13 protein-coding genes are annotated in these 17288 nt (G+C 59.8%); 7 read left to right on the top strand and 6 right to left on the bottom strand.

Annotation, left to right across the window (positions count from 1 at the left end; genetic code table 11):
• Positions 1-1242 precede the first annotated feature (1242 nt).
• The 3 genes from KBY95_RS00500 to KBY95_RS00490 all read right to left on the bottom strand — a co-directional run bounded on the left by KBY95_RS00500 (position 1243) and on the right by KBY95_RS00490 (position 3009).
• Positions 1243-1389: a thermonuclease family protein gene (locus KBY95_RS00500; RefSeq protein WP_254962955.1), complete on the bottom strand. Its 147-nt coding sequence runs from the start codon at positions 1387-1389 to the stop codon at positions 1243-1245.
• A gap of 730 nt (positions 1390-2119) precedes the next feature.
• Positions 2120-2761 (bottom strand): fructokinase, encoded by a 642-nt coding sequence (locus KBY95_RS00495; RefSeq protein ID WP_254962727.1) that lies wholly within the window; start codon positions 2759-2761, stop codon positions 2120-2122.
• A 65-nt stretch (positions 2762-2826) separates the two neighbouring features.
• Positions 2827-3009: a CsbD family protein gene (locus KBY95_RS00490; RefSeq protein ID WP_254962726.1), complete on the bottom strand. Its 183-nt coding sequence runs from the start codon at positions 3007-3009 to the stop codon at positions 2827-2829.
• A gap of 575 nt (positions 3010-3584) precedes the next feature.
• Between KBY95_RS00490 and KBY95_RS00485 the strand changes: the two genes are divergently transcribed.
• The gene (locus tag KBY95_RS00485; RefSeq protein WP_254962725.1) at positions 3585-4598 is read left to right on the top strand and encodes an NAD(P)-dependent alcohol dehydrogenase; all 1014 of its coding nucleotides are present in this window, start codon (positions 3585-3587) and stop codon (positions 4596-4598) included.
• A 62-nt stretch (positions 4599-4660) separates the two neighbouring features.
• On the opposite strand, the gene KBY95_RS00480 is transcribed toward KBY95_RS00485, so the two are convergent.
• On the bottom strand, positions 4661-6982 hold the full coding sequence (locus KBY95_RS00480) for a diguanylate cyclase (RefSeq protein WP_254962724.1): 2322 nt from the start codon (positions 6980-6982) through the stop codon (positions 4661-4663).
• A gap of 1034 nt (positions 6983-8016) precedes the next feature.
• Here KBY95_RS00480 and KBY95_RS00475 point away from each other — a divergent pair.
• The 6 genes from KBY95_RS00475 to KBY95_RS00450 all read left to right on the top strand — a co-directional run bounded on the left by KBY95_RS00475 (position 8017) and on the right by KBY95_RS00450 (position 13233).
• The gene (locus KBY95_RS00475; protein ID WP_254962723.1) at positions 8017-9510 is read left to right on the top strand and encodes a mechanosensitive ion channel family protein; all 1494 of its coding nucleotides are present in this window, start codon (positions 8017-8019) and stop codon (positions 9508-9510) included.
• A gap of 272 nt (positions 9511-9782) precedes the next feature.
• The gene (locus tag KBY95_RS00470; protein ID WP_254962722.1) at positions 9783-10148 is read left to right on the top strand and encodes a hypothetical protein; all 366 of its coding nucleotides are present in this window, start codon (positions 9783-9785) and stop codon (positions 10146-10148) included.
• A complete protein-coding gene (locus KBY95_RS00465) occupies positions 10100-10402 on the top strand; it encodes a hypothetical protein (protein ID WP_254962721.1) in 303 nt (100 codons plus the stop codon). The genes KBY95_RS00470 and KBY95_RS00465 overlap by 49 nt, the downstream gene beginning before the upstream one ends.
• Before the next feature lie 105 nt (positions 10403-10507).
• Positions 10508-10747, top strand: coding sequence for a hypothetical protein (locus tag KBY95_RS00460; RefSeq protein ID WP_254962720.1), 240 nt, complete (start codon positions 10508-10510; stop codon positions 10745-10747).
• Between the two features lie 249 nt (positions 10748-10996).
• A complete protein-coding gene (locus KBY95_RS00455; RefSeq protein ID WP_254962719.1) occupies positions 10997-11857 on the top strand; it encodes a methyltransferase domain-containing protein in 861 nt (286 codons plus the stop codon).
• Positions 11854-13233: an APC family permease gene (locus KBY95_RS00450; RefSeq protein WP_254962718.1), complete on the top strand. Its 1380-nt coding sequence runs from the start codon at positions 11854-11856 to the stop codon at positions 13231-13233. The genes KBY95_RS00455 and KBY95_RS00450 overlap by 4 nt, the downstream gene beginning before the upstream one ends.
• An 86-nt stretch (positions 13234-13319) precedes the next feature.
• Here the strand turns inward: KBY95_RS00450 and KBY95_RS00445 are convergent, their stop codons facing one another.
• Positions 13320-15203, bottom strand: a complete 1884-nt coding sequence (locus KBY95_RS00445; protein WP_254962717.1) for a nitrilase-related carbon-nitrogen hydrolase — start codon at positions 15201-15203, stop codon at positions 13320-13322.
• 1284 nt (positions 15204-16487) lie between these two features.
• Positions 16488-17273: an alpha/beta fold hydrolase gene (locus KBY95_RS00440; protein WP_254962716.1), complete on the bottom strand. Its 786-nt coding sequence runs from the start codon at positions 17271-17273 to the stop codon at positions 16488-16490.
• Positions 17274-17288 lie beyond the last annotated feature (15 nt).

The following is a 17288-nucleotide window of genomic DNA, read 5'->3' as shown; positions in this document are numbered from 1 at the left end:
GACTCTTGCCTTCATTGCATTCGAATCACACGTCAGAAACGAGATGAATCCTATCCGAGCTCTCCAATTTGCTATCCCCTTAACTGGCCTTGCGCTTGGACCCTGTAGCTTGATTGGCCCAGCGCGATCTGCACCAAGGGAAGTCGCTCTTTCTGCTCTTTCTACTACGTGCCGCAATGCAATAAATCAATTCGGCCCTGATTCCCGCATGGTTCCAGGCGGACCTGAAGTGCATATTGATGGAAATGGAGATATAAGTCTATCTTGGAGGAGTGCAGCTAATCAGTTCTTCGCAGACGAGTCCAAAGAGGGCACAGCTGGACGAGAGATCTCTAAAGCATGTCCGCAGGTAGCAATAGTTGCATTTAGCGGGGCGACTGGTGGAACAGAACGGTGGTATATCAGGCGGAACATGTTTGCCGTCAGGCACTCCAGAGATAGCGGGTATCCTGGTGATCAATCTAAATACTGGAAGTGGGAGACTGTCCCATTCAACTACGATCCTCGGCAATCGTATTAGCCTGCGGTTCTCCAGTCAGACGCTCCTGCTCAACCTATTCAAGTCATGATCAGCTCATTCAAGAATTGTCAATAATGCGGTCTCTCAAATCTAATCAGGGCGTTGGGCAATGAATCCTGCATAGTCTCGTCACCAGGTTATCAAGCCGGAAGTCAATGGTTTCGTAAGGCTCGTAATAGACTGAGGCCTTACGGTTCATGCAGTCAATCTGGATGGGGCCGTGATTTAGATGTGTTGGCCCTACCGATCTACTGAAGACTTTATAGCCATTGGATGTGAGCTCCTTTGATGATGGGTCAATGTACCAGTCTGTGCCATGTGGATTCATGGATTGAATCCATCTGACTACATCCAGTCCTTCATGCTTGGGCCTGCCGTATCCTGGGGCTTCGTGTTGCGCTATTCCGGGATGAGAAACAAGGATCACCGAAGCCACAAGAGGGTACCTCAACATTCAGATTCTCATAGAAGCAGTCTCGTGCGAAGCTAACCCTCCAGATGACCATGCCTGTCTCACCTCAATGCTTGGCAGGCTTCTCTATCACCATCGCCATCCAGATACGAATGCCCTTCCCTCAGAAGCTCACTGGACGCTGAGTTCGCTGTACCGTCTCGCTCTGCCCTCCTGTCCGAGCGGCCCTCCAGTCCCAGGGTCGCTGGACCCCGCCATCAACCCGCCAGACCCAAGCCCGGTATCGCTCGGCGAGCTTCTCCCGATCGAGCTAGGCCCACTCGTCGCATTGCTTCAGGTACTGCCGGTAGGCGAAGGCGTTGCCTTGCTGAACCATGGTGAGGCCAGCGTTGGGGCCGTTCGGAGTGAAGACCTCGGCAACGGTCTGGCCTTCGCGGTCGGTGTTCTGAGTCTTCAGCGTGACTGTTGAGCCGACAGGGAGGAGAGTCTGGAGGGCCTGCCTTGGCTGCTGCCCCTAGGGCGACTGCGCCATCTCTGGGCATCGATTCAGGCCACCCGGATTGTGAGCGTCTTCCCGCCGTCCTCTACCCGAAGGGGTGTCGCCGTCACCGACTGAGATCACTGTGGCGGCTACGGCGGCCAGGGGGGGTGATCAGAGGAAGGACCGGGGCCAGGCCCTGCATGGAGAGGAGAGGAGCGAACAGCCTTTGGGCTCGAGGGGCTGGGGGTATCGAGTTCGTAGGGCCTGCGGACGCGAGAGGGAGCAGCGTGTGGATCTGATGCTCAACCGCTGGTGGCGAGAGGGGGTCATCCCCCCCCCATCGGCGAGACCTCGCTGAGTAGCCCCCACCCCCGAGTGCCGGACTACCCGGATACCCCGGACAGTGTGCGGGGCCCACTCAGAGTTCTCTTCTGTGCAGGGGAGGGGGGATCCCGCTCAATGTCTTTTGCTGGTGTCTCCGCCCTGTCCAGGCAGTCTGGGTTGAGGCGTGGACTGGGGAGAGGGGCGAGACACTCCACTGTCCGACCCTGGGGTTTTCATGTCCGGCCCTGTCCGAGTCTCCCGGCGATCGATACCCAGGCGGTTAGGTCAATGGGATCGCATCCACGGGGTGGTGGTGGTGGTGGGGGAGCCTCAACAGCCCACACTGTTGCTGTTGAACAACGACTGCTCGATCAGAAGTTGCTTACTTTGACGCTGCCGAAAGCAGGGCATCCGTTAGCCCGTCAGAATCGGCAACAGCATCCGTGCCAGGACCCTCACCAGCATTCCCCAGAAGGCCAGGTTGTTCAGCGAAAGACTCGATCAGAGCAGAGAAGAAGCTTTCTTGATCATTGTGCATCTGCGTATCCATGGTGCCCATCCTTCCACCGATGCACCAACGAACAGATCCATCCATACCTGTGATGGCCACCCCTGGACGTTGAGAGAGTGAACTATGAATCGCCAAGGGATCGTGAGAGGAAAAGAAGCCATCGGCTTCTTCTGCGGTGCAGTGGATCAAGGTTGCTTCTTGGGCCAATGGGAGAAAACGTCTCAGAACCTCTGGCGTTGGTTTGGAGCCTGGCTCTAGGCCCCAAGAATTAGGTTTCCAGGCCACATCAAGGGCGATGGCAACGCCATGTGGAATCGCACGCTCAAGAACCATCGTCAGCGTCGTGCTCTCTGTTGCCCTAATAAGGGAGTTGCTGGTGATCAGTAGCCAAGATGTTGTTGAGATCTCTGGCAATAAATATTCAACCAGGCCTGCAGGTGTCTCATGCGAAGCACAGGCTTTACTGAACATGGTGGAAAAATCAATAATAGCTTGCATGCGTGGACTGGTCATGGCAGTGGATAACTTATTGGCAGACGTCAAAGTGTTGAAAGTCTTACTGTGAAATGGAGCGACGTTTAGTTTGTCGTGTCATGCAGTGCGTCTTTCAGGTCTTCCACGGCATGTTCAGCGCTGGCCTGGGCTTGCTTGGCCTTGCCCGCCAGCTGATCCTTCTTGTCACCGGTGATGGTGCCAATGGTCTCCTGAGTCTTGCCCTCGATGTTCTTGGCCGTGGCTTTCATATCTTTATCCAATCCCATGACTCACTCCTTTGTGGGTGTTCACATCCATGCGATAGGGATGTGCTCTACAAGTCTGCGCGGAAACAAGATGATTGATTCGCAAAAGATCTTATTTCTTTCTTAAGTTCTTCTGTGCTAATCCTGCGGGACTGAATAAATATTCAGCCATCTTCTAGCTTGGGCGAAATGATGCGTATCGTCAGCAAACCTGCTTCATTTCAGCGGATCCGTGTAGGGCACTTCCCGAAACCAGCTATTCCCGCTGCGCTCCCGATGAAGGAAGGATGGGGGCAGCTAGAGCTCGTCTCTGCACGGTGGTCAATGGCTCGGTGATCCCCACCGGAGCAAGTGCAGCGCCTTCCATCCAGGGGATGGTGAAGGGGCTCCCCCAAAGCCACCAGATCCTTGGTGGCTTTGGGGGAGTCCGGCAGGTCTTCAGTGAGCCAGCTGGCACGGGGGGGTGCGTCCGCCCTGTCCGAATCGGCCAGCGATCAACGCCCTGTCGGGTGGATCAACGGGATCACGTGCTCGGGGCGCCATCACGCCTCCCACAGAACGTTCTGACTAGAACAAGGGTTCACCGCCGTTCTGTCGTGTCCATCACTGTCTGGCAGGCCCGTGAACCCGGCGCTCCCCTGGAGCGCGCGGAGCGTCCGATGTTGGAGCCGGCGCTCGATGAGCTGGTGCTCGAAGTGCTGCATTGCGGCCTTTGCCACAGCGACCTTTCCATGCTTGAGAACCAATGGGGTGTGAGCCGCTTCCCCCTGGTTCCGGGGCATGAAGTGGTGGGCCGGGTCGTGCAGGTGGGGGAGGGGGTGGATCCCGGTGTGATCGGCCAGTTGCGCGGGTTGGGTTGGATCTGCGGCAGCTGCTCTCACTGCGGGCAGTGCCTGGGCGGCACCGGCAATCTCTGCCCGTCGTTGGAGGCCACGATCGTTGGCCGCCAAGGGGGCTTCGCCAGCCATGTCACTGCCCGTCAAGACTGGGCCATTCCTTTGCCCGAGGGGATGGATCCGGCCGTAGCTGGCCCTCTCTTCTGCGGCGGAATCACCGTGTTCGCCCCATTGATTGATGAGGCCGTTTCACCCACGGCCCGGGTGGCCGTGATCGGAATTGGTGGTCTGGGCCATATGGCCCTGCAGTTCGCCCGGGCCTGGGGCTGTGAAGTCACGGCGCTCACCACCACCCTGGCCAAGGCCGAGGAGGCGAAGCGTTTCGGCGCCCATCAGGTGGAAGCGCTCGACAACCTGGCCAACCTGGCCGGCCGGTTTGACCTGGTGATCAACACCGTGAACCATTCCCTCGATTGGGGCGCGGTGATGGCCTCCCTTGCTCCCCGCGGCCGCCTGCACCAGCTCGGCGCTGTGCTTGAGCCGATTCAAGTGGACGCCTTCGACCTGATCATGTCCCGGCGCTCGATCACCGGCAGCCCCACCTCCTCCCCAGCCAGCCTGCTGAAGATGGCGGAGTTCTGCGTGCGCCACAACATCCGCCCGCTGGTGGAGCATTTGCCGATGGATCGGGTCAACGACGCGATCGAGCGCCTGCGCCTGGGTGATGTGCGTTATCGCTTTGTTCTTGACGCGGCCGCCGTAGCGACGGGCTGATGCGCCCTACCCGCTGAGGCCCTGATCAGTGATGGGGCACACACCGTCGTCGTGTAGCCGCTTCAGTTGATCGCCACAACCTGATCGCGGCCCTGCTGCTTGGCGGTGTACATCGCCGTGTCGGCCCGGGCGATCAGCTCGTCCGGCGATTCACCGTCACAGGCGAGGGCCACGCCAACGCTGACGCTGACCTGCACCAGCCCTTGAGGGATTGGCACCGCTTCGCTTGCCAGGCGGCGCAACTTCTCTGCGATGGTCAGCGCATCCGGGAGACCCTGCAAGCCAGGCAGCACCACCATCAGCTCATCACCACCGATGCGCGCGGCCAGATCCGACCCCCTCAGGCAGGAGCGGATCCGCTTGGCCACGGCCTGGAGCACCGCATCGCCGGCCTGGTGGCCGTAGTTGTCGTTCACCTCCTTGAAATGATCGAGGTCGCAGAAGAGCACGGCCAGTTCCCCACCCCGGCGCCGGTCGTCGGCCAGGAGCCGACCCATCTGCGCGAAGACCTCCTCGCGGTTCAGCAGGGTGGTCAGGCTGTCGGTGGCGGCCCGGCGCTCAAGGGCCTGTTCCATCGCGATCCGCTCACTCACATCGCGCCAGGTAACACTCAGCTCCTCGGACACCTTGACGGCGCGGATGTCAAAGTAGCGGAGTCCGCCCTGCTGGACATGGTGGAGGGGGAAGCTGTCGAGCACCAGCGGCTTGCCGTTGCCGAGCACCTCCAGGTAGCGATCGAACAGTCCATCGCTCACATGGTCGGCCCAGAACTGCCGCACCCTGGCCCCAACAAAATCCTCCAGCGCCATGTTGTTGTAAACGGCGGCGGCGGGGTTGGCCCGCAGGATGCGCAGATCCACGATGGAACCCGCCTCATCGCGTACCGGGCCTAGCATCAAGTGCGGATCCAGCAGCGAATCGAGGGTGGTGCTGAGCCGGTGCTGTTCGGCCTGCAGTTGCTGCTGGGTCTGCACCAGCTCCGTCACGTCGTAGTTGACGCCGAGCATGCGCAGGGGCTGGCCCTCGCGGTCGTAGGTGGTGTGGGAGATGGCCTGGACGTGGTGCACAGAGCCATCGGGCCAGATCACCCGGAAGCGCGGGGCGTACTCCCGCTTTCCGCGCAGGGCCGCCTGGATCTCCCCCTCCGCATAGGCCCGATCCTCAGGATGCACCGCTTCGGCCCAGGCCTGGTAGGCGCCGGCGAAGTCGCCCGGTTTGCGGCCGTAGAGCCGATACATCACCGGATGCCAGGTGAGCACGTTGGCCGGCACGTCCCAGTCCCAGATGCCCACCACCCCCGCGGCGGCAGCGGCCTGGAGGTACTCCGTCGGGGCCACGATGTCGGTGATGTCATCGACCTCCAGCAGCACATGGCCCACGGCACCACTGGCATCGCGGAGGTTGCTGAGCCGCAGGTCACCCCAGCCTCTGGGGCGGCCGTCCCGCAGCAGCTGCACACGCGCTCTGTAGACATCGTTCTCGCCGCGCAGCAGGGCCTCCAGTGCGGCATGGTCGATCGGTGTGCTGGACTCTGCACCCTGCTCAGACACCTTCTCCAGGGCATCCATCATCAGGTTCAGGCCGCTGCCCACCAACGCCGCTGGGGTCAGGTTGAGTTCGGTGCAGAGCTGCGAATTGGCCTGCAGGATGGTCCCCGTGCCCGCAGCGCACAGCGCCAGGCCCATGCTGCATTGATCCAGGGTGTGGCGCAGCGTCTGCTCGGAGCTGGCCAGGGCTTCCTGGGCCGCCATCTCGGCGGAGATGTCGACGGCCTGGCCGATGAAGAACTCAAGGTGCCCGTCGTGGCCACGCACACACGAAACGCTCAGGTCGACCCAGATGGTGCTGCCATCGCCGCGCAGATACCGCTTCTTGAGCCGGTAGCCATCGCACCGGTTCGCCAGCATCGCCTCCACCAGTGGCTGTTCCCGGGCGATGTCGTCCGGATGACTGATCTCAGGCCAGGAGAGCGTGAGCAGGGTCCGGGCGTCACGGTTGAGAGTGTCGCAAAGCGCGGGATTGACGCGCAGCAACCGGCCGCTTGGATCGGCCAGAGCCACGCCGGCGGCGGCGTTATCAAATGTGAGCTTGAGGGTCTGTTCGCTCTGGCGACGCAGGGTTATTTCCCGGCAGCGCTGGGCTGAGAGCTGCAAGGCCACAGCCGCCACGCCGGTCAGCGCCAGAAGGCGGGTGGCGTAGTCGATCGAGGGGAGGAAGCCCCAGTAAAGGCCGGAGATGATCGCCAGTCCAAAGGCCTGAACGACCAAGGGGACCATCTGGCGGGGCGTCGCCAAGCTCGCTGAGAGCACCACCATCAGGAAGTAGTAGGGCAGCAGCGGGATGTTTTTGGGCAGGGCGAGATCGAGCAGGAACAGCCCGACCATGGCCAGATGCAGGACCAGGATCCTGCGACGGTTCTCCGGAGCCGCTGGGGAAGGTTGCTTCTGGCTCCACCCCACGCTCAGCAAGAGACTGGACGCAACACGGTCCAATCAACGTACATGGACCGGGGTCTCCGATCCCCTGCACTGTGAGGTCGATGGAATTCGTTAAGCCACAGCGCAGAAGCCTTGCGCTCCGGTCCGGGGGGAGAGCGGAAGTCGCCTGACACATGTCATCGGTTCAGCCCTGAAAGCGGCCAATGGGGTGTTCCCCCTGGGGCAGCACAGCAGGCCCTGGTGCAATAGGCAGGTGAGCCCAATGATCCAGTGCACCCGGCGTGGTGGCGAAACCAGTGGCAGCTCATGCAACTCTTGCGGCTGCGAAAACGTTCCTTTTCATCGAGATAGGGCCACTCCTCGATGGGCAAGGCCACCGAGCCGCTGCCTTCCAGTGTGGAGCGACGCAGACGACCAGCCATGAACCCCTGATGCGTACAGATGCACTAGCGCTGTCAATCGGTTCTGGCCGTGCTCCTGGAGCTTCTGGCGATCACTGATCGCCTCCTTGGCCACCCACCGCAAGCGAAAGCCTCAGCCAGGTCCTTGGCTCAGGGGGATAGGTGCGGCGTTTCTCATGGGCTGGAGCCCCCTCTCCACAGGCCAGCCTCCGAGGCAACGATCTCAGCGGCGTGCTGATGGACAAGCTGGACGTCTCTGGCGCCGACACCAGACTGAGTCTCGACGGCTAGCGACCTTGCTGATGTGTGGTGGCTGCGCAAAGATGCCACTGCTTACATGGTTGCGTACAAGGATGTGTCTGGATCGCAGGCTAAAGAACCTTCGCATTCGGAGGGCTACGATGTCTTTGTGTTGAATTAGTATGACCATCCAGAGTAAGTTGAATCCACGGCAATGGTGATGATGCTAAAAAGCGCTTGTCCTTGAGGAGTGAGATCCGTCCTCTCCTGGCAGAACGCGATTTTATTTAATGAGAACAGGCCTGCAATCCTGCTCCCAATCACTCTCCCACTTGGGGCATGTCTATCCTAGATAACATTCTGCTCGCACTCGGACTGGAGCTATTGCTGCTTGCCGTGCGGTTCGTCTGTCGCAAGCGCCGTCTGGCAGCGATCCCTTTACGGCTGCCCAGTCTGGCCATTCTGACCTGGCTGGCTATCCGTAGTCTGCCGGTGGCGTTTCTCACACCTGAACTGCGTCCCTGGCTGGAAACCGTTCTCCTGCTGGTCCGCTTCTACGCCATCCTGCAGTTGGTGGTATGGCTCACACTGGATCTTCCCAGCGCGTTGCCCTGGTGGCCACGGCCAGCCAAGATTCTGCGCGATCTCGGCATGTTGATCGTCGCGGCATTCATCACCGTAGTAGTGCTTCAGGAACAGGCAAAGATCAATGTGGTGGGCCTGGTGACCACATCCGCTATCCTGACTGCCGTGATTGGCCTGGCGGCTCAGGAATCTCTCAAAGACTTCTTTGCAGGCATCGTTCTGCAGATCGATTCACCATTCCAGGAAGGCGACTTCATCACTTCAGGTGATGGCATCGAAGGCTGGGTTATTTCCCTCACGTTGATGAGCACACGTCTCCAGCATGTTCACGGGGCCTTGATTACTCTCCCCAACAGCAGACTGTGGAATGCCGATACAGAAATTCTTCGATTTTGTCCGCGCGGCCCGATCGCCAGGGAGATCCACGTGAATCTCGACATGACGCTGCCGCCAGAGCGGGCAACAGAGATCTTGATTCGGGTGGCGCGAAGCAATCCTCTTGTGCTTCAAACACCTGAACCCACGGCGTTCGTCTATGCCTACGCGGATCATGCCATCACGTATGAGTTGGAGGTGTGGCATGAGGACCCGACAGACAATGGTCTTGATATTCTGAGAGGTCAGCTTCTCGCCCAGATCTGGTATGCCCTTGAGCGACAGGGCAGCAAGCTGCCTTACCCGGTTCGGACGCTGAGGCCAATGCGGCAGCCAGTCTCCAGCAAGGACGCCGCTGGCTACGACACGCAGGCCCGTATGGATCTGCTTGCACAAAATGTTCTCTTCAGTCATCTCAGTGCTGAACAACTGCAGCAAGTTGCTCCTCTCACCCGCTGTGTTCGTTTTGCGGCTGGAGAGGCTGTGGTGATCGAAGGCGAGGAGGGCGACATTCTTTATCAACTGGTTGAGGGACGGATCGAGGTCACGAAGCTCTTGGAGGGAGGCTTAGAGAGAAAAGTGGCTGAACTGGAGCCAGGAGCAATCTTCGGCGAAATGAGCGTCTTTCGCGGAGAACCCCGCAGTGCCACCGTTCGAACATTGCAGGAATGCGTGCTGATGGAGGTGGAGCGCGACGATCTGAGGGTTCTCCTGGAAGGCAATCCGCGCTTGGTGGAACGCCTGGCCGAACTGGTCAGTGACCGGCGGGCTAGCCTCAGCGATCTCAGTCGTGCAAAAAAAGAGGCCCACGTCAATCAGTTGGTGCAGCAGATGCTCAAGATCTTCTCGGGTTTGACGGGCGCCGAATCGTAATTTCTCACACTGGTTTATGGGCATCTCGAAGTACGAGCATTTCTGTCCGCCCCAACCAGACAAGAAAGTCTCAGAATGAATCAGCCTGGCCGATGCTCATGCATCGCTGCACGATGGCTGGAGCAATGAAGATAGCGGAGTAAGTCGAATTGACGTGACCCCCCCCATTCGTGGTCCAGTTGCTCTGAGAGCTGGTGGTTAGTCAGGGGCGGAACTGCGACAGGAGAAGCCTTTCTCGCGCTCTCATGCTGTCGTGATGGCACCGCGAAACCATGACAGCACTCACTGACGTGGCGCCCGTCGATCTCTCCATCCGCGATCTGGAGAAACGCTGGGGGATCAGCCGCAACGGCCTCAAGGCCCGCGCCCGCGCTCTCGGGGTCGATCTGATCCGTGTCTCCTCCACCCTCACCACCTGGCCGGGTGCGTATGTCGAGCTCGGGGAGCGGCTTCACGACCATCTCCAGTCGGGGCAGCCCATGGGCACCTTCCCTGGCCTGAAGCCGTTGGCCATGCGGGAAGCGGCGTCGGTCCCAGCGGCGGATCCCCTGCTGCGGGCTCGGGGGCTGGCGGAGGCTGCCGATTGCGCTTGGTCCTCACCACCACCGATCTGGCGGCCCTCCTGGGTCAGGGGGTGATGTCCTGGCGCAGCGGCCATGAGGCCTATGGCTATCGCTTTGAGCGGCACCACCAGGGCCGTCGGGTGCTGTGGACCGTCGCCCGCGCCATCACCCCCAGCTCCCCGGCGGGGGTGCGTTCCCTCTCTGGAGTCAGTCCAACCTCCAGCTGTGAGCGGCGGGTTGGATTTGCGGCCGAGGCGTTCATCGACGTGCCCTGGCGGATGGCCGACACGACGGGCACCCGGCTGTTCCTGCAGAACCGCATCGGTTGACCGAGAGCGGATGGCTCGACATCCTCATGGCAGGTTTCTGTATCCAGGCATACCCTCAGACAATCCTATGATCAACACCGTTACGACCAACTCTGAAGTTCAAGGATGGACATTGCTTACCCAAATGCTCAACCCCCCACTCCAGAAGAACTTCACGATCTCAAGAAGCTGATGGCTGTCTTGGAGCGGGCCATTTCAGATGGTGTGATTTCCCAGAATGAGATGAAAGCATTCAAGACGCGTGCCTGGGCGGACGGGAAGGTCACCCCTGCTGAGTTGCAGCTTCTTCAAGAGATGGTCCTCTCGAAGATCACATCCGGGGAACTTCAATGGGATCATGAATAGGTAGCTGTGCATTCCCGTTGGCTGGTCGTGGTTCATCAGCCTCAAAAGCACGACCCCCGTTGCTTGAAAGGGAGCGGCGGGGTGCTTTGGAACACACGGACTTCATGGGGTGGGGCAGCCAGGATAATCTTGTCATCTTTGGTTCAGGCGATGCCCCCTATGGCCCATCGCGTCAGACAGCTGCTCGGATCCTGGGGTTCAGGCCAGCGCCTAAGCCGCCCTGCTGTGAGGAGGAGAGCCACCGCCACGGTGGCAACAGCCCTGCTGGTTTGGCTGATGCCAATCGCAGCTTTCGGTGCCGATTACTTCCGGCAGATCCATGGCGATGCCCTGTACGAACCAAGCGTTGGCCAGGAAGGCAAGGACGTGATCTGGGTGCCCACACCCGATGTCCTCATGCAAGCCATGCTGGATGTCGTGAAGATCCAGCCCAACGACATTCTCTATGACCTTGGCTCTGGAGACGGCAAGATCGTGATCGGTGCGGCCCAGCGCTATGGCATCAAAGGTGTTGGGATTGAATACAATCCGGATCTGGTTCTGCTGGCCAAGCGAAATTCCGTCCGGGCTGCAGTGAGCGACAAGGTGACGTTCATCCAAGGCGACATCTTCAAGGAGGATTTCGGCGCTGCCACCGTGCTGACGCTTTATTTGCTGCCAGAGCTCAACTTGAAGCTCAAGCCCATCATCCTGGCCATGCGTCCAGGTACTCGTGTCGTGTCGAATACCTTCAACATGGGCACCTGGTCAGCCGATACCACCATCGAAGTTCAGGGCGGCAGGGGTTATTTCTGGGTGGTTCCAGCCCAGGTGGAGGGTCGCTGGCAGCTCGGCGATCCGGATCTGAAGCCTGCGGCTGAGTTGGACATTCAGCAGACGTTCCAGATGCTCAGCGGCCGTCTGCTGCTCAACGGCGAGAGCCTGAGCATTCTTTCCGGGCGGATGCGGGGTGAGGCCATCGCCTTCACCTACGGCACCAGAACAAGCCGTGGCGATCAAGCCCGCGGCACGTTCCAGGGCACGGTGCGAGCCGGAGCACTGACGGGAACTCTCAGCGATCAGGGGGTGGAACGGCCGATGGCAGGTCGTCGGATCGGCCAGGAGCCATGAGTCCATCAACAGCAGCCGAGACCCAACCCGCCAGGGTGATTCAACAGTGGGAAGCTGTGTGCCTGATCGTGGGCCTGGTGATCGGCGCTGGGATCTTCAAGACCCCCAGTCTGGTGGCGCAGTTCACCCAGGATCCCGGTTGGCTGATCACGGCCTGGGTTGTGGGCGCCGTGGTGAGCTTCACCGGCGCCCTCTGTTATGCCGAGCTCAGTTCCGCCCATCCTCACATCGGCGGTGAGTACCACTTCCTCACCCTCGCCTACGGCCGCAAGCTGTCGTTCCTCTATGCCTGGACCAAGGCAACCGTGATCAATCCCGGCTCGATCGCTCTGCTGGCCTTCGTGTTCAGCGACACCATCAGCCGGTTGCTGCCCCTGGGCCCACGATCCGAAGGCCTGTGGGCGCTCGCGGTGGTGGTCGTGCTGACCGCCTCCAATCTGCTCGGTTTGCACGTCGCCACCAGCCTGCAGAAACCCCTTGTGGTGCTGATCCTGGCTGGGTTGCTGATCATCTCGGTGGTGGGGTTCGCCAGCAACGTCCACCTCAGTGCCGTACCTGCGACGGCCTTCCAGAGCACGCCCCGTCCAGCCAGTCTGGGCACGGCTCTAGTGTTTGTGCTGCTGACCTTCGGCGGTTGGAACGAGGCGGCCACCATCTCCTCTGAAGTGAAGGGGGGCCATCGCGCAGCCACCAGCGTGCTGCTGCTGAGCCTGGTGCTGATCACTGCCATCTATCTGGTGTTCAACCTTTCCCTGCTGTCGGCTCTGGGCCTCACGGGGCTGGCCCAGAGTTCCGCGGCCGCGGTGGATGTCCTGGGGCAATCCTTTGGCCGGTGGGCGGAACTGGCCGTGGTGATGCTGATCGGGGCGGCCGCCCTCACCAGCATCAACGCCACGATGGTGATGGGCGCCCGGGCGAACCATGCCCTTGGCCAGGACTGGCAAGCCCTGGGGATTCTGGGTGGCTGGCAGAGACAGCGCAGCATCCCCACCCGAAGTTTTCTGGTGCAGAGCTTGATCAGCACAGCCCTGATCGCCATTGCCGCCGTTCAACCCGATGGCTTCACCGCCATCGTGGAGTACACAGCGCCCCTGTTCTGGGCCTTCCTCACCCTGATCTCCCTTTCGCTGATCATCCTGCGCCGTCGCGCCGGTGCCGAAACTGGAAACACTTACCGGACGCCGTTGTTTCCATTGTTCCCACTACTGTTCGCAGTGGCGTGTCTCTATCTTGCCTTTTCCAGCTTCCAGCATGCTGCGGCCAATGAGTCGGCCTTCATTTCACTGCTTGTTCTGCTCTCCGGTGTTGCTGCCCTTGTGGGTCTTTGCTGGCGGCAACGCAAGCTGCAGCAATGCCTCTCTGGAAGTCAGGGCTGACCAGAGTTCAGATAGAGACCAGATGACCCGCGACGGCCTCCCGCTTCGCCATCTCTTGCTGGCGACTCCGCTGGCTGCCGACCCCCCTAGGGGCAGCGCACGATCCCGTGACCGGCTTGCTTCCAGGTCTGGAAACAGCTGTTCTGAGGATCCAGAACCAGGGGCCGGTACAGGTCGTTGCGCTGACCATCAATCAGTTGCTGCTGGTTGATCCAGGTGCCGAGCGCTGGCACCACCGTGCGGTAGCGCACGGCATCGTCTGTCGCTGCCGCCGTGAGGGTGGGGGTGAACACCACCGGTTCAGGTCCGAAGATCCCCGCCGCGGTGGCGCTGCCAACCCGCCGGCCGCCACTGATCACCCAGAACTGGCCCAGCTTTGCGGCCAGATAGGGATGCAGATCGGCTCGGCCCGTCGGGGGATCACTCACCGCATACAGGCGTGGATCGATCTCCACCTTGAGTGGTGACGGCTCGCCTCCTGGTGCCGCCAGCAGGTCAGTACGCAGGGTTTGGTAGAGACCAACCAGCTCAGGCACAGCAAGATCCCCGATCGTGGCAAGCCCGATGCGGCCCAGCGGCGTTGGAACCACAAGGGGGGCGTCACCGGGACTGGCCCATTCCTTTTCCGAATCGCTGAGGTGGGTGGCGCGGTAACGACCAAGGATCGTGCCGCGAGGGCCGGCCAGGGCCACGGTATGGAACACCTTGGAGCCTTCGCGCTCGGGGTAGCTACCCACCAGGTAGCCACGGCCGGCTTTTGCACGCGCCGCCAGAACCGTCTCGAAGCTTCCCCCGCGAGGCTCGGCCCGGTCTCTGATCCCAGCGGCCCCGAGACCGGTTGGCAACCCCGAGAGCTCGGGCAGCACCATCAGTTCATTGGCCTGGGGCTGGCTGCTGCCCAGACGTGAGGCACTCCCAAGCCACTGCGCGGCGGCCAACGGCACCGATCGTTGACCCACTGTTGCGGTGGAGTCAACTGGCGCGCGGCGCAGCGCCAACAGGGGGTTGTAAAGCGATGGCCGACGGGCCGCTAATCGCTTCTGGCGAACCCCATCAGCCTCGGCGGGAATGATAGTGGCCGAGATGAATCCGTTGAGCCCTGGAGGGAGTGTCTCGGGGGGCACGATGGGTGCCTGGACAAGCTTGCGTCCGAGGGGCGACCAGATGCTGGAGCCGCCGTTGTAGTACAGCTGGCTGCCCGTGATCGGGTTGCGCTCAATGCCGCTGCGGGTGGCACCAACCACCCAGACACCGTTGAGTGCACTCATGTGCTGGACGCTGGCCACCGTGGAGTGATTCATTCGAGCTTTGGCTGGAGCTGTGCCAGGCATCACACGGTCGGAAACCGAATGCCATCCAATGATCTGAGCCCCTCGCAGAGCCGCCAACCTGTCGTACTGCCAATAGGTGTCGTCGTAGCAGATGATCAGGGCAATGCGTCCAATGGATGTGTCAAAGACACCGACATCGGTGTCGCCTGGGCCGAACAGTTGCACGTCTTGGCCATTCAGTCCGTTTTTGCGGTACTTGCCGATGATGCCCTCCGGCCCCAGCAAGACAGCTGTGTTGTAGAAGAGGCCCGTTGTGGCATCCTTTTCGGCGATTCCCACGCTCATGATCAGCCCGGTACGCTTCAGGACGGGCAGCAAGGCTGCTGTCGCGCGCCCAGGAATGGTGTCCACGTACGGAGCCAACTGGGCTGGATCACTGAAGTCGTAACCGCTGATGGCTGTTTCCGGAAACACGGCATACTGCACACCCTGCGCCGCTAGCCGTTCAACGGCTTGGCTGAGTCGGCGAATATTGCCTTCTTGGTCACCCCAGGCGGGGATGAAGTCGACGGCCGCCACTTTCACAGGCTTGCTTCCGTCCTGGGCCTTGGCCGGAAGCACCGAGCCCATGCTCATCAGGCTTGTAACCACCAGGCCAAGCGAACCGACAGCAAGCCGCTGCAACGAACGCACACTCACGCTGGACAGGCCATCAGAGGCGCGGCTCCAATCCACAATGCAGACCATGACTGAGTTTCGGGTCCCTTGAGACTAATTGACGTCAGTTGGACCGTCTGAGTTTTGAAGTCTTTCGCCATCCTCTGCTTGCTGATCTTGCAGTCGATCAAGACAGATGCATATCATCTCGAAACACCGCTTCCAACTTCAGAAATCAGATAATGCCCTCTGAATCAAGGCGGTACGGCGATGTCATGGCTGGAGTTGTCCTGCTTGGCCTGATTCGCTTGCGAAGCTTTCGGCTGTAGCCATAGGCGGCACCGACACCGAAAAGAGGCAGGGGCGCTGGTATGGGAACGGGAATGGTCTTGACAAATGTAATTTCAGACCTTCTGCCGCGCGCCCTGCATTCATACACAATTGAATCTGTGATACATGGGACCTCTCGATAATCGAGATCAAGCGGACTGAGTCGTGGTCTCGATACCAACTCGTACTCACCATGATAGAACTGAAAGACCGTCTCGCCTGCTGCATAGGCAAAGCCATTCCTCGACAACTGATCTGCCGGTGTCGGATTGCCAACCAAGGGATGAAACAGATTGTCGGTGGGGCGTCCAGATAGGATCGGATTGAAAAACCCAACTGGTAGTAGCGCCGTTACCCTATTGCCTTGGTGGGTCCCGGTGATACTTGTAATGAAGAAGCCTGAGAAATTATTCACGGTTGACCTTATACTCTCGGTTGTTATACGCAATCTGGCGCCTTCGGTCCGTCCAAGATCATCGTCAAAGAGTCTGTCGTAGCTAAATAGAAATGTTTGTCTTGCCTGTGCCTCTGCCGTGACAAGACAAGTCACGGCAATGCAGCTGCATGCCAACGCCAACGCTGACTTCCAATCAGATGGAGCGGTCAGTCCTATTGGTGTCTTTCTTGGTGAGCACTTCTCTCTGGAATAACTGCTGACTGAACGATGGATAACCAGTGCGCGACATAGGGCCGAAAGAGGTGGCATGTCTTCGTCCACTCCAGTGCATTTTCTCTCATTTAGCCGACAGAAGAGTCAATTGAAGAGGAGTGATGCGCCATGGATGCAGATCGGCTACAAATGCTGGTTTCACCATTCTGTTTGGCTGAGTCAGGAATCATCGTTTGAAGACCTGATTCCTGGGACGGCTAATTCAGGGCTACATGAATTCATCGATGCCTGCGCCAAGGGGCACCCCAATGCTGAGCCCTGCCACGCCTTCTACGGGTTCGATGGCCCAGGACCCCTCCAAGGGGCGGCCACCGGCCTTCAGAGGTTCACGATGGTACAAAATTCTGGGATTTAAGTATTCTGTTCAACTTGATGTCCGTTTCCAGCAAGCAGGCATGTCCACTTCTGGGCAGGCGGACGGTCTGCGCATTGGGTAGGTACTTGGTGATTCTGCTTGCCTCTGCCACGGAAGGCAGGAGTCGATCTGAGCCTGATGCCAAAACCAAGACAGGTTGCTTGATGCGCCCAAGGGGCAGATCTTCCAGAACGAATTGGCGCAGTAGCGAAAGTCTCCAGGCAGCACTGGATGGACTCACCGACTGCATGGCCTTCAACAAAGCCTTCTGGCGGGAAGCGGTGACTCGCTGAGGTTCAATCAGAAATGGAAGAAGCCCCAAAGTGGACAGGCGATAGAGAGATTCTGGCAATCGCTGAGTGACGGAAGCTCCCCAGCCCATCCAGGGTTGGCGGATCGCCGAAGACGCAGGGTTCACCAAAATCAGACGATCGCAAAGATGTGGGAAGTGCGCCGCCAGCCTTAAGGCCAGGCAACCGCCAAAGGACTCGCCACAAAGATAGATGGGACGCGAAGGTGCGTACTTCTTCTCGCCCGCAATCAGAGCAACAACCTTTTCGGTTAATTCGGCCCAGCCTGACAAGTCGTCGGAGGGAATCGACAAGCTGCAGATGTCAAAGGCTGAATTCAACTCAGCCGATTGGGGCTGCAGTAATTCGCCAGTCCCGTCCATCCCTGGCAGAAAAACAAACTTAGGAAGGATGGGCTTGGATACTTTGCTGGTCAGAAGTCTTAAGGGCTTGGTTGCACTTGCCATGGAGAATAGAAATCA

It is taken from the genome of Cyanobium sp. Aljojuca 7A6, from assembly GCF_024346455.1.
GTDB lineage: Bacteria > Cyanobacteriota > Cyanobacteriia > PCC-6307 > Cyanobiaceae > Cyanobium.
The sequence above is the reverse complement of the archived record's forward strand: the minus strand, read 5'-3'. Positions and strand labels throughout refer to the sequence as shown.

Excerpts from the sequence above, each read along its gene's own strand:
- KBY95_RS00480 (WP_254962724.1), bottom strand. The coding sequence starts at position 6,982 with ATGGTCGGGCTGTTCCTGCTCGATCTCGCCCTGCCCAAAAACATCCCG.
- KBY95_RS00470 (WP_254962722.1), top strand. The coding sequence starts at position 9,783 with ATGACAGCACTCACTGACGTGGCGCCCGTCGATCTCTCCATCCGCGAT.
- KBY95_RS00495 (WP_254962727.1), bottom strand. The coding sequence starts at position 2,761 with ATGACCAGTCCACGCATGCAAGCTATTATTGATTTTTCCACCATGTTC.
- KBY95_RS00440 (WP_254962716.1), bottom strand. The coding sequence starts at position 17,273 with ATGGCAAGTGCAACCAAGCCCTTAAGACTTCTGACCAGCAAAGTATCC.
- KBY95_RS00475 (WP_254962723.1), top strand. The coding sequence starts at position 8,017 with ATGTCTATCCTAGATAACATTCTGCTCGCACTCGGACTGGAGCTATTG.
- KBY95_RS00450 (WP_254962718.1), top strand. The coding sequence starts at position 11,854 with ATGAGTCCATCAACAGCAGCCGAGACCCAACCCGCCAGGGTGATTCAA.
- KBY95_RS00460 (WP_254962720.1), top strand. The coding sequence starts at position 10,508 with ATGGACATTGCTTACCCAAATGCTCAACCCCCCACTCCAGAAGAACTT.
- KBY95_RS00490 (WP_254962726.1), bottom strand. The coding sequence starts at position 3,009 with ATGGGATTGGATAAAGATATGAAAGCCACGGCCAAGAACATCGAGGGC.